Origin of the sequence: Oleispirillum naphthae (assembly GCA_027864655.1) — a bacterium.
GTDB lineage: Bacteria > Pseudomonadota > Alphaproteobacteria > Rhodospirillales > Rhodospirillaceae > Oleispirillum > Oleispirillum naphthae.
Genome location: JAQAZG010000004.1, coordinates 34,621 through 58,474, shown reverse-complemented (window position 1 = coordinate 58,474; position 23,854 = coordinate 34,621). Strand labels below are relative to the sequence as shown.

24 protein-coding genes are annotated in these 23,854 nt (G+C 67.6%); 20 read left to right on the top strand and 4 right to left on the bottom strand.

Annotation, left to right across the window (positions count from 1 at the left end; genetic code table 11):
* The 19 genes from O7R11_RS06020 (at nt 1) to O7R11_RS05930 (ending at nt 17,621) form a co-directional block, all read left to right on the top strand.
* Nucleotides 1-999, top strand: a complete 999-nt coding sequence (locus O7R11_RS06020) for an NAD-dependent 4,6-dehydratase LegB (RefSeq protein ID WP_337996596.1) — start codon at nt 1-3, stop codon at nt 997-999.
* A gap of 10 nt (nt 1,000-1,009) precedes the next feature.
* Complete coding sequence (locus O7R11_RS06015) at nt 1,010-2,185, top strand: LegC family aminotransferase (RefSeq protein WP_337996595.1); 1,176 nt, start codon at nt 1,010-1,012, stop codon at nt 2,183-2,185.
* 1 nt (nt 2,186) lies between these two features.
* Nucleotides 2,187-3,344, top strand: coding sequence for a UDP-N-acetylglucosamine 2-epimerase (neuC, locus tag O7R11_RS06010; RefSeq protein WP_337996594.1), 1,158 nt, complete (start codon nt 2,187-2,189; stop codon nt 3,342-3,344).
* Complete coding sequence (locus O7R11_RS06005) at nt 3,341-4,234, top strand: methionyl-tRNA formyltransferase (protein WP_337996593.1); 894 nt, start codon at nt 3,341-3,343, stop codon at nt 4,232-4,234. The genes neuC and O7R11_RS06005 overlap by 4 nt, the downstream gene beginning before the upstream one ends.
* Entirely contained in the window at nt 4,231-4,899 is a 669-nt protein-coding gene (locus tag O7R11_RS06000) for a PIG-L deacetylase family protein (protein ID WP_337996592.1), read from the top strand. Before O7R11_RS06005 ends, O7R11_RS06000 begins: the two co-directional genes overlap by 4 nt.
* Nucleotides 4,896-5,972, top strand: coding sequence for an N-acetylneuraminate synthase (gene neuB, locus O7R11_RS05995; protein WP_337996591.1), 1,077 nt, complete (start codon nt 4,896-4,898; stop codon nt 5,970-5,972). Before O7R11_RS06000 ends, neuB begins: the two co-directional genes overlap by 4 nt.
* Nucleotides 5,969-6,604 carry an acetyltransferase gene (locus tag O7R11_RS05990; RefSeq protein WP_337996590.1) on the top strand — a complete coding sequence of 212 codons (636 nt, stop codon included), beginning with the start codon at nt 5,969-5,971 and terminating at the stop codon, nt 6,602-6,604. The genes neuB and O7R11_RS05990 overlap by 4 nt, the downstream gene beginning before the upstream one ends.
* 3 nt (nt 6,605-6,607) lie before the next feature.
* The gene (locus O7R11_RS05985) at nt 6,608-7,651 is read left to right on the top strand and encodes a nucleotidyltransferase family protein (protein WP_337996589.1); all 1,044 of its coding nucleotides are present in this window, start codon (nt 6,608-6,610) and stop codon (nt 7,649-7,651) included.
* Nucleotides 7,648-8,658 (top strand): Gfo/Idh/MocA family protein, encoded by a 1,011-nt coding sequence (locus O7R11_RS05980; RefSeq protein ID WP_337996588.1) that lies wholly within the window; start codon nt 7,648-7,650, stop codon nt 8,656-8,658. The genes O7R11_RS05985 and O7R11_RS05980 overlap by 4 nt, the downstream gene beginning before the upstream one ends.
* Nucleotides 8,655-9,536 (top strand): hypothetical protein, encoded by an 882-nt coding sequence (locus O7R11_RS05975; RefSeq protein ID WP_337996587.1) that lies wholly within the window; start codon nt 8,655-8,657, stop codon nt 9,534-9,536. Before O7R11_RS05980 ends, O7R11_RS05975 begins: the two co-directional genes overlap by 4 nt.
* Complete coding sequence (locus O7R11_RS05970; RefSeq protein WP_337996586.1) at nt 9,533-10,471, top strand: Gfo/Idh/MocA family protein; 939 nt, start codon at nt 9,533-9,535, stop codon at nt 10,469-10,471. Before O7R11_RS05975 ends, O7R11_RS05970 begins: the two co-directional genes overlap by 4 nt.
* Nucleotides 10,472-10,487: 16 nt before the next feature.
* Nucleotides 10,488-11,429 carry a Gfo/Idh/MocA family oxidoreductase gene (locus tag O7R11_RS05965; protein WP_337996585.1) on the top strand — a complete coding sequence of 314 codons (942 nt, stop codon included), beginning with the start codon at nt 10,488-10,490 and terminating at the stop codon, nt 11,427-11,429.
* Nucleotides 11,429-12,517 carry a hypothetical protein gene (locus tag O7R11_RS05960; RefSeq protein WP_337996584.1) on the top strand — a complete coding sequence of 363 codons (1,089 nt, stop codon included), beginning with the start codon at nt 11,429-11,431 and terminating at the stop codon, nt 12,515-12,517. Before O7R11_RS05965 ends, O7R11_RS05960 begins: the two co-directional genes overlap by 1 nt.
* Entirely contained in the window at nt 12,517-13,827 is a 1,311-nt protein-coding gene (locus O7R11_RS05955; RefSeq protein WP_337996583.1) for a hypothetical protein, read from the top strand. Before O7R11_RS05960 ends, O7R11_RS05955 begins: the two co-directional genes overlap by 1 nt.
* Nucleotides 13,824-14,540 (top strand): acylneuraminate cytidylyltransferase family protein, encoded by a 717-nt coding sequence (locus O7R11_RS05950; protein WP_337996582.1) that lies wholly within the window; start codon nt 13,824-13,826, stop codon nt 14,538-14,540. The genes O7R11_RS05955 and O7R11_RS05950 overlap by 4 nt, the downstream gene beginning before the upstream one ends.
* 147 nt (nt 14,541-14,687) lie before the next feature.
* Nucleotides 14,688-15,560, top strand: coding sequence for an AAC(3) family N-acetyltransferase (locus O7R11_RS05945; protein ID WP_337996581.1), 873 nt, complete (start codon nt 14,688-14,690; stop codon nt 15,558-15,560).
* Nucleotides 15,554-15,853, top strand: coding sequence for an acyl carrier protein (locus O7R11_RS05940; protein WP_337996580.1), 300 nt, complete (start codon nt 15,554-15,556; stop codon nt 15,851-15,853). The genes O7R11_RS05945 and O7R11_RS05940 overlap by 7 nt, the downstream gene beginning before the upstream one ends.
* Nucleotides 15,850-16,668 (top strand): AAC(3) family N-acetyltransferase, encoded by an 819-nt coding sequence (locus tag O7R11_RS05935; protein WP_337996579.1) that lies wholly within the window; start codon nt 15,850-15,852, stop codon nt 16,666-16,668. Before O7R11_RS05940 ends, O7R11_RS05935 begins: the two co-directional genes overlap by 4 nt.
* Before the next feature lie 5 nt (nt 16,669-16,673).
* Complete coding sequence (locus O7R11_RS05930) at nt 16,674-17,621, top strand: glycoside hydrolase family protein (RefSeq protein WP_337996578.1); 948 nt, start codon at nt 16,674-16,676, stop codon at nt 17,619-17,621.
* Between the two features lie 9 nt (nt 17,622-17,630).
* Here O7R11_RS05930 and O7R11_RS05925 read toward each other — a convergent pair whose 3' ends face one another.
* The 3 genes from O7R11_RS05925 to O7R11_RS05915 are packed head-to-tail and all read right to left on the bottom strand — an operon-like array spanning nt 17,631 to nt 21,281.
* Nucleotides 17,631-19,106, bottom strand: coding sequence for an MBOAT family O-acyltransferase (locus tag O7R11_RS05925; protein WP_337996577.1), 1,476 nt, complete (start codon nt 19,104-19,106; stop codon nt 17,631-17,633).
* A 4-nt stretch (nt 19,107-19,110) separates the two neighbouring features.
* Complete coding sequence (locus tag O7R11_RS05920) at nt 19,111-21,039, bottom strand: HAD-IIIC family phosphatase (RefSeq protein ID WP_337996576.1); 1,929 nt, start codon at nt 21,037-21,039, stop codon at nt 19,111-19,113.
* Nucleotides 21,039-21,281, bottom strand: coding sequence for an acyl carrier protein (locus O7R11_RS05915; RefSeq protein ID WP_337996575.1), 243 nt, complete (start codon nt 21,279-21,281; stop codon nt 21,039-21,041). The genes O7R11_RS05920 and O7R11_RS05915 overlap by 1 nt, the downstream gene beginning before the upstream one ends.
* Nucleotides 21,282-21,459: 178 nt before the next feature.
* Here O7R11_RS05915 and O7R11_RS05910 point away from each other — a divergent pair, with 178 nt between their 5' ends.
* Nucleotides 21,460-22,860 (top strand): SDR family NAD(P)-dependent oxidoreductase, encoded by a 1,401-nt coding sequence (locus O7R11_RS05910; RefSeq protein ID WP_337996574.1) that lies wholly within the window; start codon nt 21,460-21,462, stop codon nt 22,858-22,860.
* On the opposite strand, the gene O7R11_RS05905 is transcribed toward O7R11_RS05910, so the two are convergent.
* On the bottom strand, nt 22,857-23,774 hold the full coding sequence (locus O7R11_RS05905) for a class I SAM-dependent methyltransferase (protein ID WP_337996573.1): 918 nt from the start codon (nt 23,772-23,774) through the stop codon (nt 22,857-22,859). The two genes, O7R11_RS05910 and O7R11_RS05905, sit on opposite strands and share 4 nt — an antisense overlap.
* Nucleotides 23,775-23,854: the final 80 nt, after the last annotated feature.

Genomic DNA, 23,854 nt, shown 5'->3' with positions numbered 1-23,854 from the left:
GTGACACGCGTGCTGGTTACGGGGGCCGACGGATTCATCGGCTCCCATCTGACGGAAACCCTGGTGCGGCGGGGTTACGACGTCCGCGCCTTCGTGCTCTACAACTCCTTCAGCTCCTGGGGTTGGCTCGACCGCGCGCCGCAGGATATCCGCGACGGCCTCGACGTTTTCGCGGGCGACATCCGCGACCCCAACGGCGTGCGTACCGCGATGGAGGGCTGCGACGCGGTGCTGCACCTCGCCTCGCTGATCGCCATTCCCTACTCCTACCATTCGCCCGACACCTACATCGACACCAACGTCAAGGGCACCCTCAACGTGCTACAGGCGGCGCGCGCGCTGGGCGTGCGGCGGGTGGTCCACACCTCCACCAGCGAGGTCTACGGCACCGCGCGCTTCGTGCCGATCACCGAGGAACACCCGCTGTGCGGCCAGTCGCCCTATTCGGCGTCGAAAATCGCCGCCGACCAACTGGCCTATTCCTTCTACGCCTCCTTCGACCTGCCGGTGGTGATCGCGCGTCCCTTCAACACCTACGGCCCGCGCCAGTCGGCGCGCGCGGTGATCCCCACGGTGATCACCCAGATCGCCTCGGGCGCGCGCACGCTCAAGCTCGGCGCGACGCACCCGACGCGAGACTTCAACTACGTCGCCGACACGGTGGAGGGCTTCATCGCCGCGATGACCGGCGAGGCGGGCCTGGGCGAGGTGGTGAACTTCGGCTCCGGCTACGACATCTCGATCGGCGACACCGTCGCCCTGATCGCCGGGATCATGGGCGTGGAGGTGGAGATCGAGACCGACGCCGCCCGCCTGCGCCCGGAGAAGAGCGAGGTGGAGCGCCTGTGCGCCGCCAACGCCAAGGCGCACGGGCTGTTCGGCTGGACTCCCGCCTACGGCGGGCCGGAGGGCCTGCGCCGCGGCCTGGCGGAAACCATCCGTTGGTTCACCGAACCGGCGAACCTGGCCGGTTACAAGGCCGGGCGCTACAACATCTAGGACGACCGTAATGTCCACGTCCCTCTGCGACGACTTCCTCTCCGGCCTGAACGCCGTGCTCGGCGGCGCTGCAAAGCCGGTCGCCCTGCACGAACCGGAATTCGCCGGGCGCGAGTGGGAGCTGGTCAAGGACTGCCTGGACACCGGCTGGGTCTCCTCGGTCGGGCGCTACGTTGACGAATTCGAGGACCGCCTCGCGGCCTACACCGGCGCGCGCCATGCAGTCTCGGCGGTCAACGGCACCGCCGCCTTGCACGCCGCGCTGCTGTGCGCCGGGGTCGGCCGCGACGACGAGGTGCTGCTGCCGACGCTGACCTTCATCGCCACCGCCAACGCGGTGGCCTATTGCGGCGCGATCCCCCACTTCGCCGACAGCGCCGCGGACAACCTCGGCCTCGACCCGCAGGCCCTGGCGGCGCGCCTGGACGAAATCGCCGAGCCGGTCGCGGACGGCTGGCGCAACCGGCAGACCGGACGCCGTCTCGCGGCGGTGGTGCCGATGCACGTGTTCGGCCACCCGGTGGACATGGCCGCCCTGCTGGACGTCTGCGGGCGTTATGGCCTGCCGGTGGTGGAGGACGCGGCGGAATCCCTCGGCTCCCGCATCGGCGGCAAGCACACCGGCACCTTCGGCCTGGTCGGCACCTTGAGCTTCAACGGCAACAAGACGATCACCACCGGCGGCGGCGGCGCGATCCTCACCGACGATGCGGAGATGGGCAAGCGGCTGAAGCACCTCACCACCACCGCACGGGTGAAACACCAGTGGGAGTTCCTCCACGATGAGGTCGGCTACAACTACCGCATGCCCAATCTCAATGCCGCGCTCGGCTGCGCCCAGATGGAGCGCCTGCCCGAGATGCTGGCGCGCAAGCGCCGCCTCGCCGCGGCATACCACGCGGCCTTCGACGGCAAACCGGGCTTCCGCGCGGTGCGCGAGCCGGAAGGCTGCGAGGGGAACTACTGGCTGAACGCGGTGGTGCTCACCGAGCCCGACCGTGCGGCGCGCGACGCCTGCCTGCAAGCCGCCGCCGATGCCGGATACCAGTGCCGCCCGCTGTGGCGGCTGATGCACCATTTGCCGATGTACGAATCCTGCCCGCACGGGCCGCTGCCGGTGGCGGAGCGGCTGGAGGCCGGGCTGATCAACATCCCGAGCAGCGCCAAACTCGGGGGAGGGTCCTGATATGACGCGCACCGTCTGCGTGGTCACCGGATCGCGCGCCGAATACGGCCTGCTCCTGCCCTTGCTCAAGGGCATCGCCGCCGACACGCGCCTGACCCTGCAACTGGCGGTGACCGGCATGCACCTGTCGCCGGAATTCGGCCTGACGGTGCGGCAGATCGAGGCCGACGGCTTCACCCCCGACGCGCGGGTGGACATGCTGCTCGCCTCCGACACGCCGGCGGGCGTGGCGAAGTCCCTCGGCCTCGGGGTGATCGGCTTCGCCGACGCGCTCGACCGCTTGCGTCCCGACCTGCTGGTGGTCCTGGGCGACCGCTTCGAGATCCTGGCGGCGGCGCAGGCGGCGATGATTTTGCGCATCCCGATCGCCCACATCCACGGCGGCGAACTCACCGAGGGTCTGATCGACGAGGCGATCCGCCATTCCCTGACCAAGATGTCGCACCTGCACTTCACCGCCGCCGAGCCCTACCGGCAGCGGGTGATCCAGCTCGGCGAAGCGCCGGAGCGGGTATGGACGGTGGGCGCGCCGGGCCTGGACGCGATCCGCCTGACGCCGCGCCTCTCCCGCGCCGAACTCTCGGAGTCCCTCGGCTTCGACCTCGCCGCGCCCTATTTCCTCGTCACCTACCACCCGGTCACCCTGGACGCGGCGGGCGGCGGCATCGCCCCCCTGCTGGCGGCGCTGGCGGAATTCCCCGGGCACCGCATCCTCTTCACCGGGGTCAACGCCGACCCCGACAACGCCCCCATCCGCGAGGCGATCTCGGCCTTCGCCGCGGCGTGCCCGGGGCGGGTGCATGCCGCGGTATCGCTGGGGCAGAAGCGCTATCTCGGCGCGCTCGCCCATGCCGACGCGGTGATCGGCAACTCGTCGAGCGGCATCCTGGAGGCGCCTTCGTTCCGTATCCCCACGGTGAACATCGGCGACCGCCAGCGTGGCCGCCTGCGCGCCGCCTCGGTGATCGACGCAGGCGAGGACGCCGCCACGATCGCCTCGGCGATCCGCCACGCCCTGTCCGCGGATTTCCGCGCCGGACTGGTGGACATGCAGAGCCCCTTCGGCGACGGCCACGCCTCGGAACGGATGCTCGAGACCATCGCCACCCACCCACTGGAAGGACTGCTGATGAAGCGCTTCCAGGATATGCCGTCATGACCTCCCTGCGCGCCGTCTTCATCGGCTGCGTGCACTCCAGCCTCGCCATGTTGGAGGAACTGCTGACCGTACCCGGCCTGGAGATTTGCGGCGTGGTGACGCGGCAGGCCTCCACCGTCAACGCCGACTTCACCGACCTGTCCCCTCTCGCGCGCGCCAACGGCATCCCGGTGTTCCACGCGGAAGGCTCCGGCCAGGACGAAATGGCCGCCTGGATACGCGACCGCGGCGCCGATATCTGCTTCTGCCTGGGGTGGTCGTACCTGCTGAATCCGGCGGTGCTGGCCGCCGCGCCGCGGGGCGTGGTCGGCTATCACCCCGCCCTGCTGCCGCGCAACCGCGGGCGGCACCCCCTGATCTGGGCGCTGGTCCTTGGCCTCACGGAAACCGGCTCGACCTTCTTCCTGATGGATGCGGGCGCGGATTCCGGCCCCATCCTGTCGCAGGAACGCATCCCGATCGCGGACGACGACGACGCCGGAATCCTCTACGGCAAGATGATCGCCACGGCACGCGCGCAGGTGCGGCAACTCGCCCTCGGCCTGTGCGCCGGAACCGCCGCCGCGGTGCCGCAGGATGCCTCCCGCGCCAGCAACTGGCGCAAACGCGGCAGGGCGGACGGCCAGATCGACTGGCGGATGCCCGCATCGGGCATCCACAACCTGGTGCGCGCCCTGGCGCCGCCCTATCCGGGGGCACACGCCCTGTTCCGCGGCGCGGAGGTCAAGGTGTGGAAAACCCGCCTCGGCCCCGGCGGCCCTGCCGACGTCGAGCCGGGATGCGTGCTCGGGGTGGCGGGCAACGATATTCGCGTGCAATGCGGCGAGGGAACCCTCATCCTGGAACGCCACGAATTCGGGCCGGGTTTGCGGCCGGGAGACTATCTATGAGCATCGTTCTGGCCATCGCGCCCCACCCCGATGACGAAACCCTGGGTTGCGGCGGCGCCCTGTTGCGGCACCGTGCCCGCGGCGACGATATCCACTGGCTGATCGTCACCGCGCTCACCCCCCGCTTCGGCGACGCCGCGCGCATCGCCGGGCGCGAACGGGAAATCGCGGCGGTGGCGGAGGCGTTCGGCTTCGCCTCGACCGTCGAACTGGGGTTCGAGACCACCGCCCTCGACCGTGTGCCGATGGGCGATCTGGTCGCCCGCATCGCCGGAGCGGTGGACCGCCTGCGCGCCGAGACCGTCTACCTGCCCCATCCGGGCGACGCGCACTCCGACCACCGCGCGGTTTTCCAGGCGGGGATCGGCGCAACCAAGTGCTTCCGCCATCCCTCGGTCAAGCGGGTGCTGGCCTACGAAACCCTGTCGGAAACCAACTTCGGCCTCGACCCGCTGACGCTTGCCTTCCGCCCCACCACCTATGCGCCGATCGGACCCTGGCTGGACCGCAAGGTGGAAATCATGGGCCTCTACGAAGGCGAAACCGGCACGCATCCCTTCCCCCGTTCGGAACGCGCCATCCGCGCGCAGGCGACCCTGCGCGGCACCGAATGCGGCACGGAGGCGGCGGAAGCCTTCATGTTGATCAAGGAAATCCTGCCATGAGCGTGTTCGTCATCGCCGAGGCCGGGGTCAACCACAACGGCGACATCGAGATGGCGCACCGGCTGATCGACGCCGCCGCCGACGCAGGCGCCGATGCGGTGAAGTTCCAGACCTTCCGCGCCGCCGATCTGGCGGGCCGTGACGCGCCCAAGGCCGCCTATCAGGAACGCGCCACCGGTGCCGCCGAAAGCCAGCTCGACATGCTGAGGCGGCTGGAGCTTGCGCCCGCCGCACACTTCGCCCTGCGCGACCACGCGGCGAAGCGGGAAGTCGCTTTTCTCTCCACACCGTTCGACAGTGCGAGCCTGGACTTCCTCACCGGCGAGATGGGGATGGAAACGATCAAGATCCCCTCCGGCGAAATCACCAACGGTCCGTTCCTGCTGCGCATCGCGCGCGCCGCGCAAAGGATCGTTCTCTCCACCGGAATGAGTTCGCTCGGCGAGGTGGAGGCGGCGCTCGCCGTGCTCGCCTTCGGCCTGTCCGCCACGCCGGACACCGCTCCCTCGCACGCCGCGTTCGAGGCCGCCTTCCTCTCGCAGGCCGGGCAGGCGGCGCTGCGCGCGCGCGTCACCCTGCTGCACTGCACCACCGAATATCCCGCCGCCGCCGCCGACGTGAACCTGCGCGCCATGGACACCATGGCCGCCGCCTTCGGCCTGGCGGTCGGCTATTCCGACCACACCCAGGGCATCCACATCCCGGTCGCCGCGGCGGCGCGCGGCGCGGTGCTGATCGAAAAGCACTTCACCCTCGACCGCTCGCTCCCCGGCCCCGACCACAAGGCCTCGCTGGAGCCGGAGGAACTGGCGGCAATGGTGCGCGCCATCCGCGAGGTCGAGGCGGCGCTGGGCGACGGCGTCAAGCGCCCGGTGGCGGCGGAGATCGGCAACCGCGCGGTGGTGCGCAAAAGCCTGGTGGCGGCGCGGCCGATCGCCGCGGGCGAGACCCTTTCCGCCGAGACCCTAGCCTGCAAACGCCCCGGCACCGGCATTTCGCCGATGGACTTCTGGGCGCTTTGCGGCCGCCCCGCCGCCCGCGCCTACGCGGAGGGGGAGGCGATCGACCCATGAGCGCACCCCTGATCGTCATCGGAGCCGGAGGCCACGGCCGCGTCGTCGCCGACTTGGCCCGCGCCGCAGGTTTCGCCGTGGCAGGCTTCCTCGACCCCGCCCCCACGCTGCGCGGCGCGGAGGTCGATGGCCTGCCGGTGCTCGGAGACGACGCCTATCTGGCATCCGCCGCGCCCGGCTCGGTGTTGCTGGCCAACGGCGTCGGCGGCGCGGGCAAACCGGAAATCCGCCGCGCTGTGTTCGAACGTTTCGCCGCCGCGGGGCACCTCTTTCCCGCCCTCGTCCACCCGTGCGCCCATACGGCGGGCAACGTCACCTTCGATCCGGGCTGCCAGGTGATGGCGGGGGCCACACTGCAAACCGGGGTGCAGGTGGGCGTCAACGCGCTGGTCAACACCGGCGCGGTAATCGACCACGATTGCCGCATCGGCGCGCACGCCCAGGTCGCGCCGGGCGCGGTGCTGTGCGGCGGGGTGACGGTGGAGGACGACGCGCATGTGGGCGCCGCCGCCTGCGTGATACAATGCCTGTGCGTCGGCGCGGGGGCGATGGTGGCGGCGGGCGCGGTGGTGATCCGCGACGTGCCGCCGCAGGCGCGGGTCGCCGGGGTTCCGGCGCGGACGATGGGATGAAGAATGCCGAACTGGACTGACATGCTGGTGCCGCCCGAGGCGACGATCCGCCAGGCCCTGGCGGCGATCAACGCGGCGCGGTCGCAACTGGCCCTGGTGGTGGATGCGGAACGGCGGCTTCTCGGCACCCTGTCGGACGGCGACATCCGCCGCGCCCTGCTGGGCGACGCCACCCTGGACGATCCCGTCGCGCCCTGGATGAATCGCCGGCCCAAGGTGGCGCACGACGGCGACCGGCCGGAGGACATCCTGGCGATGATGCGGGTGCACGGGATGCACCGCCTGCCGATCATCGATACGGCGTCGCGCGTCGTCGGCTTGCGCTCCGTCGATGACTTCCTGCAAAGTCCGGAACGCGAAAGCCCGGTGGTGATCATGGCGGGAGGCCTGGGGTCCCGCCTCAACGAGCTCACCCGCGACCGGCCGAAGCCGATGCTGCCGGTGGGCGGGCGTCCGATCCTGGAAACCATCATCGAACGCTTCGTCGCCCAGGGATTCCGCGACATCTGGCTGGCGGTGAACTACCGCGCCGAGGTCATCGTCGATCACTTCGGCGACGGCGCGGCGCTCGGCGCGCGCATCCGCTATCTGCGGGAGGAAAAACGCCTCGGCACCGCCGGGGCGCTCAGCCTGATGCCGAAGGACCTGGCGCATCCGGTGCTGGTCAGCAACGCCGACCTGCTCACCAGCCTGGACTACGCCGCGCTGCTCGACGCCCATTGCGCCGCGCAGGCGGAGGCCACCATGGCGGTGCGCGAGCAGGAGCACGCCATTCCATTCGGCGTGGTCACCGAGACCGAAGGCCGGGTCCTCCGCATCGAGGAAAAACCCAGCCAGCAGGTCCTGGTCAACGCGGGCGTCTACGTCCTCGAACCCTCGGCCATCGGCCTGGTGCCGGATGGCACCTATTACGACATGCCGCAGCTCCTGGATGAGCTGATCCGCCGCGACCGCATGGTCCGGTGCCACCGCATCGACGGCTACTGGCTGGATATCGGTCGCCGCGCCGACTACGAACGCGCCCAGAACGAGTTCGGAACGCAATGACGCACGCACCCGCATCCCCGATCCTGGTGGTCGGGTCGGGCAGCATCGCCCGCCGCCACATCGCCAACCTGCGGACACTCCGCCCGGATAGCCGCATCCTGGTGCTGCGCCGCCCGGACAGCGACTCACCGCCGCTGCCGGAGGGCGTGGAAGCCGCCGCCGACGTGGAGGCCGCCCTGGCGGAACGCCCCCAGGCCGCCATCCTGGCCAACCCCGCGCCGTTCCGCGTTGCCCTGGCGCAGCGCCTGGCCGAAGCGGATTGCCACCTGTTCCTCGAAAAACCCTTGTCCACGACGCCCGACGGCATCGCCGAGCTGCTGCGCGCCGCCGCGGCGCGGAATCTGGCCGTGCTCGTCGGCTACAACCTGCGCTTCCTGCCCTCCGTCCGTGCCCTCGCCGACGCGGTGAAACGGGGCGCGGCCGGACGTCCCTTGCGCATCGAGGCCACGGTCGGCCAGTACCTGCCGCACTGGCGGCCGGGAACCGACTACCGGCGCGGCGTCTCCGCCCGCGCCGACCTGGGCGGCGGCGCACTCCTCGAACTCAGCCATGAACTCGACCTCGCGCTCTGGCTCGGCGGTCCGGCGCGCCGGGTATCGGCCCGCCTCGCCGACATCGGCGGCCTGGACATCGACGTCGAAGACACCGCCGACCTGCTTCTCGACTATGCCGACGGCGCGCAGGGAACCGTCCACATGGATTTCCTGCAGCGCGCGCCGCACCGCACCGTCCGCGTAATCGGCGGCGGCGCGACCCTGGAGTGGAACTACTTCACCGACCGCGTGACGCTCCACCGCACAGGCACGGAGACGGAAACCCTCTTCCAGGGGGAACCGGCCGACCGCAACCGGATGTACCTCGACGAGATGCGCCATTTCTTCGCGTGCGTCGCGCAAGACGCCACACCCCAGATCACCGGCGAAGAAGGCTACCGGGTGGTGCGCGTCATCCACGCCGCCCGGGACTCGGCCCGCCGCAACAGTGCGTTCGTGGACCTGACGGAATGACTCTCAAGCAACGCCTCCGCGGCAGCTTCCTCGCGCCCCTGATCCGCCGGGGAATCCGCCTGTACTGGCTGACCGTCGGCTTTCCCCGCTTCTTCCGCTCCTGGAGCCTCGACCGGCTGAGCCGCCACGCCTACCACCGCCTGAGCGAAGCGGAGCTGCGGGCGGCGCGGCGTTCCGACACCGTGTTCATCTGCGGCACCGGGGCGTCGCTCCGCAGCATCACGCCCGAGGAATGGGCGCGCATCGGCGAGCACGACGTGTTCAGCTTCCGCGACTTCCCGCGCCAGACCTTCGTGCGGGCGGACTTCCACATGTCGGGCGAGATCGACGTGCTGGACGAGTACGCCGCGGCGATCAACGCCAACCCCCGCTACGCCGGCGCCAAGTTCCTGGTCCAGGAAGGCTGGGAAGCCTGGATGTGCAACCTCCTGATCGGCAAGAGGAAACTGCGCGCCGACGCGCCGGTGTTCCGCTATCGCCGCACCGCGCGCGGCAAGATGGCCCCGCCCAGCGAGCGCTTCGCCGACGGCGTGGTGCACGGCGGCGGCTCGGTGGTCAGTGCCACCAACATCGCCCTGATGCTGGGATGGAAACGTATCGTGTTCGTCGGCATCGACCTCTACGACCACCGCTATTTCTACATGCCGCCGGACCAGACCCGCGCCGTGGAAAAGAAGGGCGTGGACCACACCAACCCCTTCTCCAGCGGCGATTTCATTGTCGAACAACTGGGGGCTTGGGCCGTTTGGGGGCGCTCTCGGGGGATAGAACTCCTCTGCTACAATCCACGCTCATTGCTGACTCGCCGACTGCCCGTATTCGGTTGGGACACACCCCCGCACCCATCCACCGATCAATCCGAGGGAGCCTCCATATGAACATCCTCGTCGTCGGAGCCGGCCAAATCGGCAGCCGCCACGTCCAAGGCTTGGCCGCCATTCCCCGGGTTCGCTGCGTCACCGTGGTGGACCCTTCACCGGAATCGCGCCAACGCACGGCGGAACGGTGGCGCGACGTGCCCGGGCATACGGACAAAAACCTGGTCCTCCTGGAGGAACTTCCCGCATCCGGCGATTTCTCCGCGGCCATCCTTTCGACCAACGCCACGGCACGGCTCGATCTTTTGCGGCAAGCCGCCGCCCTCGGCATCCGCCGTTTCCTCGCCGAGAAACTGCTGTTCCAATCGGAAGCGCAGTGGGGCGTGGCCCTCGGCCTTGCCGAAACCAAGAATCTGGCGGTCTTTCCAAACTATGTTTACCGCTATGCACGGCCTTGGGCGGAGGTGCGCGAGGCCCTGCGGGGGCGGACGTTCTCGATGGAGGTCTCGGCCGGAGACATCGGGCTGACCACCAACCTTCCGCATTGGCTGGATCTTTTCGAGTTCCTCGGCGGGTCGCCGCTGCACAGCCTGGATGTGGAGAAAATCGGCGCCGTCTACCCGAGCAAACGCGGGCAGGGCCTGATCGAGTGCTCGGGCGCCCTTTCCGGAACCGAGGCCTCCGGCTCTCGCGTCCACATCGACTTCTCCGCCGGAACCGCCGCCCCGTCCTGCACGATCAGAGCAGGGTCCGACTGGATCCGCATAGACGAAAACAACGCTGCGATCGAGGGAACCCTGGCCACGCCGGACATGCGGATGGAAGCGCCCATGGTCAGCCGTATTACCTCCCTGGCCATTCCCGATATTCTCGATGACCGGACCCTTTTGCCGTCTCTGGCCGCCACGGCGAAAATGAACCGTCTGTTGCTGCGTGTCCTGGGCCCGGCCCTGGGGTTCCGCGACGGCCCGGACCAGACAATTCCGATCACTTGAAACCAAGGACATCACCATGCTGTTGATCATCGGGGCGGGCGAAATCGGTCGCGAATATGCCAAGACCGTGCGTCATCTCGGCATCGGCGACGTGGACATCCTGTCCCGTCGGGCCGATCCGGCCGAGGCATTACGTCGTGAATTCGGCTTTCATCGGGCTTTCGGCGGAGACTTCGCACGCCTGCCGGAGATCATCGGCCGCTACGATAGGATCATCGTCGCCGCGCCGGTCGATACGCTTTCTCGGTATTTGACGAGCCTTGCCGAACTCACCCGTGCGCCCGTTCTGGTCGAAAAGCCCGCGGCCTTGACGGCGGCGGAACTGGCGGCCCACATCGACTGCCACCCGCAACAAAACGCCATGGTCGCCCTGAACCGGCTATTCTACCCCTCCGTACTCACACTCCGGCAGCGCCTGTCCGACGACCCCGTGCTCTCGGCCGATTTTTCCTTCACCGAGTGGCTGCACCGCATCGACCTGACCCGCTATGCCTCCCCCGTGCTGGCCCGTTGGGGAATCGCCAACAGCATCCATGTGCTTTCCACGGTGTTCGACATCATCGGCCACCCCGTTACCCTGCATGCGGAAGTTTCGGGAGCGGGAAGGATCGCCTGGCACCCTTCCGGCACCGTGTTCGCGGGAAGCGGCCGCAGCGAGGCGGGGATTCTCTTTTCCTATGCCTCCAACTGGATCAGCGCCGGCCGGTGGAGCGCCGCCTTCCGTACCGAGAAGGGCTCCTACCACCTGGAGCCCTTCGAGGGCTTGAGTTTTTGCCCCAAGGGCCGAATCGACCGGGAGGAAATCGAACCGGTCTGGGGCGGCGAGCTGAAGTGCGGCTTCGAAGGCATGGTCCGTGGCTGGCTGAGCGGGGAAAAGATCGACGAACGGTTCGGCCTGCCGCAGATGCTCCGGCACCTGACCACGGCGGAACGCATCATCTATCCGGACAAGCCCTGATGCCGCTCCCTCTTTGCCCCAAGGACATCCTGGACCTGTCCGTCGATCCCTTCGTCTTCTACAATTTGCTGCCCGGCGATGTGCAAGACCTGTCCACCGACTGGCCCTCGATCGACCTCGGCCGCGCCGGAGATTCGGCGCTGAAGCAACCGCCCGACGAGGCCTCTCTGGACACGCTCGCCCTGGGCCTTATGGCCTTACGGGGAAAGCCCTTGCCGGACTCCATCGACTGGGCGGCTCTGGCGGAAACCTGTGCGCGGCTCTATGCCCGGCATTTGCGGCCCGATGGCCGGCGCCCCCTTCGGATGCGTCTGGCCCGGATCGCCTTCATGCTCCACGACATTCTGGATCGGGATCGGCCGGACGAGACGGAGATACTCGCCCAGCAGGCGTTCCCCCAAGGATTCGTCTGGGATTGGCTCCCCCTGGAAGAAGGGACGCTGATCGCCGACAGCCGCCGGAAAAACGTTCACCATGAAGTCGGCGGCGCCGTCCGGTCGTCCCAACGCCTCGGACTTCCGACCCAGATCGACGCCCTGCCGGATGGGCGCGTCGGCATCGGTTCCTGCTACAGCGACGGGTGGTACGCGTGGAAACCGGGGGAAAAGGGCCACCATCACCCGAGGGAAACCGCCGTCGTCATGGTCTTTCCGCATGACGGCCGATTGTCGGAGCTCTCCTCGGACGGCACCGTGCGCGCGGAAACCGGTGCCGTGCTCGCCCATTTGCCGATACGGAAGGTCTGGTGCGCCCGCCACATCGACGGCCGGGTTTTCGCAAGCGACTGGAGCGAGCCGGGCGTTCTCTTCGTTCTCGATCTCCGCAGCATGATCTGCGACCGCGTCTCCATCGCTCCGGTGATCCTGACCAACGACATCTGCCGTCTGGGCGATTCCTATTACCTCGTGGACAAGATGCGTGGCCGGGTGCTCGCATTCGACCTCGACTTCCACTTCCGCGAGGCCCGCTTGAGATTTGGCAAGGGGGCCGGACGGTTGTACGATCCGATCGCGATCCGGGCGCACCAAGGCCTGTTGCACGTGCTCTCCTGGGTCACCGGTTCCCTCGTCACCATAAGGCCGTTCTGATGGCACTGCTGCACGTCGTCCACTGCATCGACACCGAAGGCCCCCTCACCGAGACCCTGGAGGCCAGCTTCGAGCGCCTGCGCGGCAGCTTCGGCATCGACCTGCCGCCCGACGCGGACACCCTCGCCCGGCTGCAACGCCGGGAAATCCCGTTGAACGGGCGGGAAGAGGCGGTGGCGCGGATGCTCGCGCCCGAGCTTCTCGCCTACAATTCCTCGTGGAACGCCATCGACGCCATGTTGGCGGAGCTTCTCTCCCCGGAATTCCGCAACCGGATGCGCGGCGGCGACGGCAACGGCTGGGTCTATTCCTGGCATTGCATGGACCACATGCGCTATGCCGAGAACCCGCGCCACAAGGACGTCGGCTACGGCAACGTCTTCCGCTTCTATCGCAATGCGTTGCGCCGCCACGGCGCGGAACGGGACGAGATCGACTGGCACTTCCACCCACTGTCGCTGACCCGCAACCCGCTACACGCCGCCACCAGCTTCGCCAACTCGCAGGACGTGCTGCTGGAGATCATCGCTCGGCGCATCCTCGAGGACGACTGGTTCCCGGTGGTCAACCGCCCCGGATTCCACGCCGAGCGGCCGGATTCCCACCTTTTCCTGGAGCAGTGGCTGCCCTTCGACTACGCCAACCAGGCGCACGAGAACGAAACCGACCAGCCCGATCTCTCCGGCGGCCGCTTCGGCGACTGGCGGCGCGCGCCGCGCTCCTGGCGGGGGTACCGGCCCAGCCACGACGACTATCAGGTGCCCGGCGGCTGCCGCCGCTGGATATTCCGCTGCCTCAACGTCGGCACCCGTTTTCGGGCAATGACGTCCGATCACTTGCGCGAAGCCTTCCGCGAAGCGGCGGAGACGGGTAAGGCGATCCTCGCCTTCGCCGACCACGATTATCGCGACATCCGCCGCGACGTCGCGACGGTGCGGGCGATGCTGGCCGAGGTGCGGCCGGAATTCCCCGGCGTCGAAGTACGCTTTTCCGGCGCCGAAGCCGCCGCCCGCGATCTTTTAGGAGTCTCGGACCGACCGGCGCCGCGCCTGTCGCTGCGCATCGAAGGCAGCCGTGCGGTGGTCCGCGTCGAAGCAGGAGAGATTTTCGGCCCCCAGCCCTTCCTCGCCCTGCGCACCCGCGACGGTCGGGCGCTGCACGACAATCTGGACTTCCAGGAGCCGGGTCGCCTGTGGACCTATTGCCTGGATGGCCAGACCCTGCCGCCCGAGGCTTTGACCGCCATCGGCGTCGGCGCCGCCGGACGCTGGGGCGGCTTCGCCACCGCCAAACTGGAGATGCCGCGATGACCCCGCGCGTCGTCGCCTTCATCTTCGCGCGCGGCGGCTCCAAGGGACTGCCGGGGAAGAACCTCTGCCCTCTGGCGGGCAAGCCGCTCCTGGCGCACGCCGTCGATGTCGCCAAGGCGGTTCCCGGCATCGCGCGGGTGGTGGTCTCCACCGACGACCCGGCGATCGCCGAGGCGGCGCGCGCCGCGGGAGCCGAGGTGCCGTTCCTCCGCCCGGCGGAGCTCGCCTCCGACACTGCGCCGGAGTGGCTGGCCTGGCAGCACGCCATCCGCGCCCTGCGTGAAACGGGCGACCCGGTGGACGTGTTTCTCAGCCTGCCCGCCACCTCGCCGCTGCGCCGCCCGGTGGACGTCGCCTGCTGCCTCGACACCCTGGCGGACGGTGACGCCGACATGGTGATCACGGTGCGCGAGGCGGAGCGCAACCCCTACTTCAACATGGTGCGGAAGGAAAAGGATGGTTCGGTGCGGTTGGCGGTAGAGGGCGTCTATCACCGCCGCCAGGATGCGCCGCCGATCTTCGACATCACCACCGTCGCCTATGCGGCGCGGGCGGATTTCATCCTTTCGGCGAACCGCATCTTCGACGGGCGGGTGCGCGCCGTGGTGATCCCGCGGGGGCGGGCGCTCGACATCGACGACGCCCTCGACCTCGCCATCGGCGAGGCCCTTTACGGACGCATCGACGACACCCCCGCGCCCTATCCGCTCTGAGCCCGATCCTCCCCCAGGAACCGCCCCTCGGATGGATTTATTTGCAGCCCTTCCGGCGATTTGCTATTCCTGCCGGATCAATCAGTTGCCGGAAAAAGGCGAGCGCGGCACATGGGTAGACCCCTACTGCAACGAATTCTCGGGCGTGTGCAACGGGAAATCGCGGCGCGCAAGCCGCGCCGCGTGAACGCCTGTCTGGCCGAGGCCTTCGTCGATGCGCTCGGCACGCTCGGCGTGACCCCCGGCAGCCGCGTCATGCTCTGCCTGGACGAAAGCGCGCTGCTGCAAACCATGCCGTCGCCGCCTCTGCGGGGAGACTCCGAGGGACGGGCACGGGGAAAGCTGATGGAGCGGACCCTGGCTTTGGTCGGGGGGGACGGACTGCTCGCCATTCCCTACCATCCGCTGAAGGAACCGAAGCGGGATGCCTTCCACCACACCCCTTTTTCACCGCAAGCCGCCCGCATCGAAGGCCTGGCCGGCGTCCTGTCGGCGCGTCCCGGGGCCTGCCGCAGCGCGTCGCCGATTCTGGCGGTTGCCGCAGTCGGCCGCGGCGCACGGGAACTGACGGCGAACCATCTGGAATCGGCCCCCTTCCCCATGGGGCGGCACTCCCCGTGGGAGCGTCTGCTGACGCCGCCGTCGGCCACTCTGGTGGTCTCGCGCGGAACCCGGTGTTTCAACCCGGGCCTTCTGTTGCCCGCGCACCAGAAGCCGCAGGATTACCTCCGTCCCAGTTTCTTCCACCGCCCCTTTTCCTTTCGTATCGCCGAGGCGGCGAACGCCCCTAGGGACGTTGCCTTCCACTTGCATGCGGTCCCCTTCGAACCACGCTACGATTTGGCGCTCCATAGCGACTTCGGGCTGTTTATGGACTACCTCGACGACAAATACGGCCTCTACCGCAAGGCCCGGGTCGGCGGTCTGGATCTCTGGGCTTGCGATCTCGCCGAGCAGTACGCTGCCTGCTTGGCGGAGATGAAGCTCGACAACTATCTTGAGGACGCACGTTATTGGTAACGGAGAAGACGATGACAGACGTTGTGGAAATCGAAGACTGGACCGCCGCATGGATCCGTGAAAAGAGCCGGACCGCCGAGGCTCGCATCGCCCCGGACATCGACTTCATCGAAGCCGGGATGCTCGATTCCATAACCCTGGTGCAACTGGTCTGTTCCGCCGAGGAGCGTTTCGGCATCCGCTTCAACGAAGGGCATTTCGCCGAACGCGACTTCCAGACCGTCGGCGGTTTCTCGCGGATCGTCGCCACCCTGCAGCAGAACAAAACCGCTCGGCCGGGACCTCGGCGATGACGGACGAAGGGGCATCGCTGGTTGACGAACTGCGCGCCCATCTGACCGCATCGGGTATCGGCACAGGTTCGGCGGTATTGATTCATTCCGGAATCAGCGACCTCCTGCTGGCCCATCCGCAAGTCCGGCCGTCCGACTTTTCCAAAGCCGCCGTCGCCATGTTGAAGGAATTGGTCGGTCCTCAGGGCACCCTGATGATGTCGACGGATTCCATCCGCAACCCGCGCGAGTTCTCGTATCGGGGGCTGGTGTTCGACGCCGAAACCATGCCCTGCCGCCGCGGCGCGATCAGCGAGGCGTTCCGTTTGAGTGACGGGGTGCTCCGCAGCCGCCACCCCTGGTGCAACGCCACCGTTTGGGGACGGCATGCGGCCTGGTTGCTCGCCGAACACATGGAAAGCCGCCCCTTTGCCATGGACCGCCATTCTCCCTGGTTCCGCCTGCTCGAACTCGATGCGGACATCGTCTACGTCTGCATCCGGCCCCATGTGGCGAACCTGTGCTCGGTGATGCCGCAGCACGTCATGGGCAACGATTATCCGGTCGGTTGCTTCATGGACAAGCCGGTTCCCTTGCAGACCCGCATGGAAGACGGCAGCATCGTCACCTTCCCCGTGCAGTTGGACGTCCACGACTGGTTCAAGGACGATGTCATCCGCTTCACCGGCCTGATCGGCAAAAGGTACAAACTGTACAACAGGCATGGCGGCAAGCTGTGCTACATCTATCAGGGCAGAGCGAAGGCCCAGTTCGATGCGCTGATGGCCGAGCTGGCCAATGGCCATGCACAACCCGACCTCCGCTACTGGGCGTGACCTCAATGACCTATGCTTTGTATTACGCCGGAATGGCCGGCGATCTGGTGACGGAACAGATCGGCCTCGCCGTGTCCGAAGACGGCCTCGACTTCACCCGCGTCGGCGACGGTCTGCTGGTTCCCACCTCCCCGGCACACCCCTGGAAAGCCCTGCGCACCTGCAACCCTACCGTGGTCGCCCGGCCCGGCGGCGGCTATGCGATGTTCTATCAAGGAATTTCCCAGCTGCAGGAAACCTGCATCGCCGCCGGATGGTCCGACGACGGCCTCTCCTGGCAGTTCGACGACGAACCGCTACTCTCCGTATCGACGCTGGGGGAAGAGTTGGAGGCCAAGGCGCGGGGCCTCTTCGGCCTGATCGAACCCTCGGTCCTGGTTGACTCTGACGGCTTCCGCATGTGGTTCGTCAGCCGCGGCGCGAACGAGCCGGGAAACCGCCTGCACCACGCGCGCAGCACCGACGGCAGGACCTGGCGCCTCGACGGCGCAGGCCTCGTCACGGGCGGCGATTTCGGTGCGGGCCGAATGATCCACTATCCGCAGGTCTCCGTGCACGGCAACGGCTTCATCCTCGACGTCAGCCTGAAGGCACGCGACGGCTCCTTCACCGTGATCCGCGGTTTCTCCGCCGACGGCCTCACCTTCGGCGACTGGCGGGAGGAGGTGCCGCGCGCTTTCCGGCGCGGCCTCTGCCACCGCATCCGCCGACGCCTGTTCCGCGACGCCAAACGCTTCGCCCTGGGGCTTGCACATTCGCACGTCGTCCCTGGAGAAACCGCAACCTATTACCACGCCTATCACCTGAACCGGCGCGGGCGGATCTGGATGGACGTGGTCCGCCGCGACGCCTCCGCGCCAGACGTCGCGCGGACGGTGTTTTCCCCCGCCGAGGCGGCGGATGCCTGGGATTCCTTCTTCGTCGCCGATCCATACATCATCCGCCTGGGCTGAGGCCCCGCGTCAGAAGGCGGAATAGACGAACGGCGGGCTGCCGAACCGCCACAGCAGCGCAACGGCGCAGACGGCGCAGGCCAGGGCTCCGGCGGCCCACGGCAGGGTCGGCGCCCAGCGCAAACCGCCCAGGATGCCCGGAGCGGCCTTCTCCTCGCCCATAATCTGGTGGCTGTTGGGCAGGCCCAGGGCAATCGCCGCCGCAGCTGCGGCCACCCAGAGGATTCGCCAGTCCGGCAAAGATGCCGCCCGTGGGGCGCCCTCGGCGCCCACTCCCGCCAGAGAGGCCAGCATCCGCGCCGCGGTGGGGACGTCGGCGGCACGGAAGAAGATCAGGCTGACCATCACGAAGACGAAAGTCGCCGCCCACCCGGCGACGGCCGGAAGGCGCGGCGCCTTGAACTGCCGCCAGGCCTGATTGACCGTCAGGCCCAGGCCGTGCAGCAGGCCGAAGATGATGAAGCTCCAGCCGCCGCCGTGCCAGATGCCGGAAACCAGCATGGTGACCACCGCCGGAAAAGCGGCGGTTTCGAAAAACATGCGCAGCCTCCCCGGGCGCGTCCGCATCGACGCCCGCGTCCGCCACAAGGCCAGGGGATTATAGATCACCCCCATCAGGAACTTCGTCAGGGTGGCGTGCCAACGGCTCCAGAAATCGGCCAGGCTGCAGGCCTTGAGCGGCGACTTGAAATTTCCGGGCAGAACGATGCCGCAGGCGCGGGCCAAGCCGATAGCGATGTCGGTGTAGCCGGAAAAGTCGAAATAGAGCATCAGGAAGAACAGCAGCAGACCTGTCCAGGCCTCCGCCATCGGCAGCGTGGCTCCTGCGGCAAGGCTGGAATAGACGGCATCGACGGCGGGGCGCAGGGGGTCCGACAGCACCGCCTTCTTGAACAGGCCCAGACTCAGATAGGTCGCGCCGATCCAGAGGTCGCGCCGGGCATCCCGCTGCCCGCCCGACGTGCCGATCTGCCGCGCCACGTCGCAAACACTGGTCAACGGCCCGCAGACCAGCTTCGGGAAAAAGAGGACTGCGGCGAAATAGTCGAGAGGACGCGGGCACACCGCTCCGTCGCGGTTCATCTCGAACAGAAACGTCACCTGCTGGAAGACCAGGAACGAAAGGGCGAGCGGCATGCCGATGTCCGCCCAGAACCCCGGCAGGCTCTGGGAAAAGGCGAACTTGTACTTGAAAAAGATCAGAGGCAACAAACCGGACAGCAGACCGGCGAAGAAAAGCACCCTGCGCATCCCCGCGCCGTCGCTGCGGCACAGCCGCGAACCGATCAGATAGGTCAGACTCAGCGAGGCAAGACCGATCCCCAGCGAATACCAGCCGCCCGCAGCCTGGAAGAACACGAGGCTGGCGGCCAGAACCACAGCCGTCGCCACCGTCCGGCCCGTGCCGAACCTCCCGGCAAGCCAGAATGCCGCCAGAAAGAGCGGCAGGAACTGCGACAGGAAGGCGAGGGAGTTGAACGGCATGGAGTCAGACCGGATGCGGCGCCGGGACGGCAAGGCCGACCGCAATGTGATGGGGGTGCGGAGAAAAGGAATCCAGCCGCAGACGCCAGATTGTTGCGCCGCCGTCCTCCGCGCCATCCTGCGAGAACCCCAGGCGCCGGTAGTGGTCGCGCACCAGTGCGTTCTTTTCGGTCGGGCGATAGACGCCGCGCAGCCAACGGAAGCCCCGTTGCCGGGCCAGTCCGGCAACGACGTTCAGGGTCGCGCACTCGACGCCGCGGTTCAGCACCCGGCAGCTCATCAGCCAAGTGTCCAGGTCCAGGGCATCGCCGTCGGGGCGGCCGATCACCACGCTGATCATGCCGTTATCGCCGAAGGTATCCTTCAGCCGGATCTGCAAGGCCAGAACCTGCGGGTCCTGTTCCATGGCCAGAACGTCGCGTTCGGTATAGCGCCGGGTGGTCAGGTTGAACTGATTGGTTTTGTTGATCAGTTGGGTGATCCGGGTCCGACCCATCGCGTCGAATGCGGACACGGTCATCTCCATGCCCAACGACGCCAGATAGCCGTCCATGTCGGTCACCGCCGCCCCGGCCTCGGAACGGCGCGCATTGTCCGCGTAATATCTGGCGCGAACCGCATCCTCGTCCGAATAGGCGGCCGCCTCGAACAGCCCCGACCAGGCCAGCACGCGCGGATAATCCGCCGGGTCCTCGGGCAGTTCCGGCACGCCCACCTGGGGCAGCTCGCGGCGCACCAGGGCGCGCTCGGCCGGGTTGTCGTCCAGCAGCGCCAAGGCATCGACGCCGATGTCCAGGCGCTTGGCGATGTCCCGCAGATTTCCGGCCTTGTCGCGCCAGTTGGCGACGAAGACGGCGATGTCGTCTTCCTTGATCAGCATGTCGCTGTGGCGGCGAAACGGCTGGCGCGCGATCTCGTCCTGGTTCTTCGAACAAACGGCCAGCACGATTCCCCGATCGCGCAGGGCCAGCGCCGTCTTCTGAATCGCCAGGAATGCCTCGCCCCGCGCCGTGCCGTTTCCCAGTTCGATGCCGTCGAGCCCGTCGTCGCCGATGACGCCTCCCCACAGGGTGTTGTCGAGGTCGAGGACCAGGCACTTGCGGGTCTGTCCGCGCGAGGCCGCCAGAAGCCGCAGGACCACATCGGCATAAAGCGGCACCAGGCTTTGCCCGAAGGACAGCTTGGCGATGTTCCACAGCGCCTCGTCATGCCAGGTTTCCAAGCCGACCGTCTCCGCCAGGCCCGCCACATCGAGAAGCAGGCTGCCGCTGCCGGCGGCCATCTCGGCGATGCCGCGGTTGACCGCAGCCAGCAGGTGCCGCCAGGCGCCGTTGACGCGGGCGTCCAGGCTGCCGAACAACGGCGCCGCCGGAGCCGGAATGGTGGGAAGCAGCAGGGTCGCGTGCGTATGGCTTTGGAAGCCTCGGCACAGGGACGACACCCACCCCAGCGCCTTTTCGACGTCGGCGGCCTCCTCCTCGGGAGAGCGGGGGCCTGCGGCAAGCGGCAGCGCCCGATGGTCCAGCGCCAGAAGCACATAGTCCGGCGCCGCCCGATTGATCTCAGAATCCGGATCCAACGCCTCGTGCGAGATCTGGCCGAACGCCCCCTGCACCACCCGCAGGTCGAAGCCGTAGCGGACCGCGGTGCCCCGCAGGGCCTTGGCCAAAAGATCGGTGGTGCCGTTGCCCGCCACCGCCAAGGTCAACGGCTGCAACGGGTCCAGGCTTTGCCCGGCCGCGCTACGCCGGTCCAGCGCCTTGCAGATCTGGTTCAGATGGCTTTCCGACATCGCATGCGCGGCCAGGCGGCGCGCCTCGACGGCGAAGGCCCCGTCCGGCAGGCCGGAGAGCTTCCGGCACGCCTCGCGGAAGTCCGGTGGCGTCGGGCAGAGCCAAGGAAGATCCTTAAGAGCCGGACCGGATTGCGACATCAGATGCCCTTGCGTGTCATCAAGTCTGCCAGTTCGCCGACGTTGTTGAGGGCGGTGATCTCGTCCGTGGTGAACCGCACGCCGAACTCTTGCTCTATGGCGACGAACAGGCGGATGTTGCTCAGGCTGTCCCATTCCTCGACATCGGACGAAGACAGCTCCGGCGTCAGGACCAGATCGTCGCGATCGAAGACATCCTGAAAAATCGGCGTCAGTTTCTGCGTGAGTTGGGGGTCGAGCATTCTATCCTCTAGCGGTTTCCGATGACCGGGCGAACGCCATGGCGCCGCCCCCTGCGCGCGGCGCGCGGGGAACGTATCCCACGCCCCGCGCGACCTTTTTCTTCCCGGGCGAGTATGCAATGATGCCGTACCGATGAAACCGGGCGGCCTCGCCGTCGCCCCGCCAAGGTCCAGCAGTATGACAAATGCCCCCCTCAAGATCACCCGGGAAATGCAGGACGCTTTCGCCCGGTTGTCGGGGGACGTCAATCCCCAGCACGTGGACGAAATCGCCGCCCGCCGTCTGATGTTCGGCATGCCGGTGGTACACGGCATCCATTCCCTGCTCCGCGTTCTCGAAGCGGTTGCCGAGGCCCGTGCCGAGGCCCGCGCTCTGGCCTCCCTGCGCGTCTCCTTCGATCTGCCGGTGGCGATCGGCGAGCCGCTGGAGTTGACCCTCGACGGCACGTTTCCCGAAGTGAAGTTTGCGTTGCAGCGCGATGGGCGAAAGGCCGTGCGGGGCCGCGCAAGCTTCTCCGCCACGCCGTCGCCGGAGCATCGGCCCTCTCCCTTGCCGGGCGGCCTCGTCTGCCGGACGCGCGGCGCCGCGGAGATAGACGATGCCCACGGCGCACTGCCCATCGGCTACGATCCGGACCTTTTCCAATCCCTGTTTCCCAATCTGTTCAAGACCTTCGACCGCGAGCAAGTGGCAATGCTTCTGACCGCCACCCGGCTGGTCGGCATGGAATGCCCCGGATTGCACTCGATCTTCGGCGGCTTGAAGATGACCTTCCATCCCGCCGCCGCGCCCTGCGCCGCCCTGGATTACCGCGTCACCACGTGGAACCCCGAATTCCGTCTGCTGCAAATGGCCATCTCCTGCCCCCATGCCGAGGGTATAATCGATGCCTTTCTCCGTCCTCCACCGGTGGCGCAGGCGGACATGGCGACGATCCGTTCCCTGATCGGCCGCCGCTCCTTCCATGGCCGGACCGCCCTGGTGATCGGCGGCTCCCGCGGGCTGGGCGAGACCACCGCCAAGATCATCGCCGCGGGCGGCGGCCGGGTGGTGCTGACCTACGCCGCAGGCGAGGACGACGCCTGGCGCGTCGCCGCGGACATCGCCGCCGCGGGCGGCCAAGCCAAGTCGGCACACTTCGACGTTCGCAATCCTGCGCCGCTCGACGCGCCGTTCGGCCCCTTCGACCGCGTCTACTATTTCGCAACGCCGCGCATTCCCCACAACGAGGGGAAATCGCTGGATGCGGACATCTTCGCGCGGCTTCTGGACTACTACGCGACCGGACTGGTGCGATGCGCCGCCGCGCTGCGGCCGCTTCTCGCCGATACCGCCGTGCTGTGCGCCCCTTCGACCGTGTTCATCGACCGGCCCGACCCCCGCTTCCGGGAGTACGCCCTGGCCAAGCAGGCAGGGGAGGCAACGGCCCTCGGATTGGCCGACGCGGCGTTGCGCGTCGTCTGCCCGCGCCTGCCGCGTCTGCGCACCGACCAGACCAGCGCCCTACAGGACGTCGGCGCGGCCGACCCGCTTCCCGCCCTTCTGGCGATGATCGATCGGGCCGAAGCGGCAGCCTAAGGATTCACACCGATTACCAGGCAGGAAACGGTCGCCTTGGTCGCCATCGCGCGCTTCAGGGTATAACCCGTCGTCGGATACTCTTCCGCCGTTTCGACGCGGAAACCGGCCTCCTCCACCATCGCCCGCACCTCGTCGAGGGAAGTGAGCAGATAAATGTGATCCGGGGCCGGACTGTTGATCGGGAAGTGGACGAAAATCCGCCCGCCCGGCACCAGGAAGGTCCGCAGGTTCTTCAACACCCGCAGCGGGTCTTCAAGGTGCTCCAGCACCTCGCTGATGACGACGACGTCGAACGGCTCGCCATCCTCGGCGCGGCGGCCGACCTCCGCCACGTCCCGCTGCGCCAGGCGCACCGGCCGGGAAATTCCCATCCGCCGCGTCGATGCCGCGGTCTGTTCCAGGCTTTCCGCGCTTACGTCCCACGCCTCGACCACGGCGCACCGCGGGTTGAGTGCCGCCGTCGCCAGGTACAGACCATGGCCCGGTCCCACCTCGAGGTAACGCGTCCCCTCCTTCAAGCTGTCGATGAAGGCGTCATGAAACAGGAAGGCCCGGGCATGGTTGCTCCACAACAGTTGGGAGACCAGAAGCCCCTCCATGTACTTCTGCATGAAGTCCTTGTTGGCGTAGACCTCGGCGTTGGCCTCGGCGAAGCTGGTGCGGCGGTATTTTCCGGTACGGATGAAAGCGATCTGCTCTTCGTTGAAGACCCCGCAAAGCCACTTGTAGCTGGCCGCAAAATCCGGCAACCGATCCCCCGCCAGGGCGCATATCCGTTCCGACAGGCGCTCTACATGAGCCCTTTCTTCCTCTGTATATCCGGACAGACTCTTAGAGATATAGATCTCATGTTCCGGCCATTCAGAGAGCACTGCGTCTACGATAGACTGCATATTTATCATATTGCTCATGCAAGCCCCATCCTATGGTGAAGCGGAGGTACCATTATTACAAAACGTAGTTACATGTCGCTTTTATATATGCACGGAAC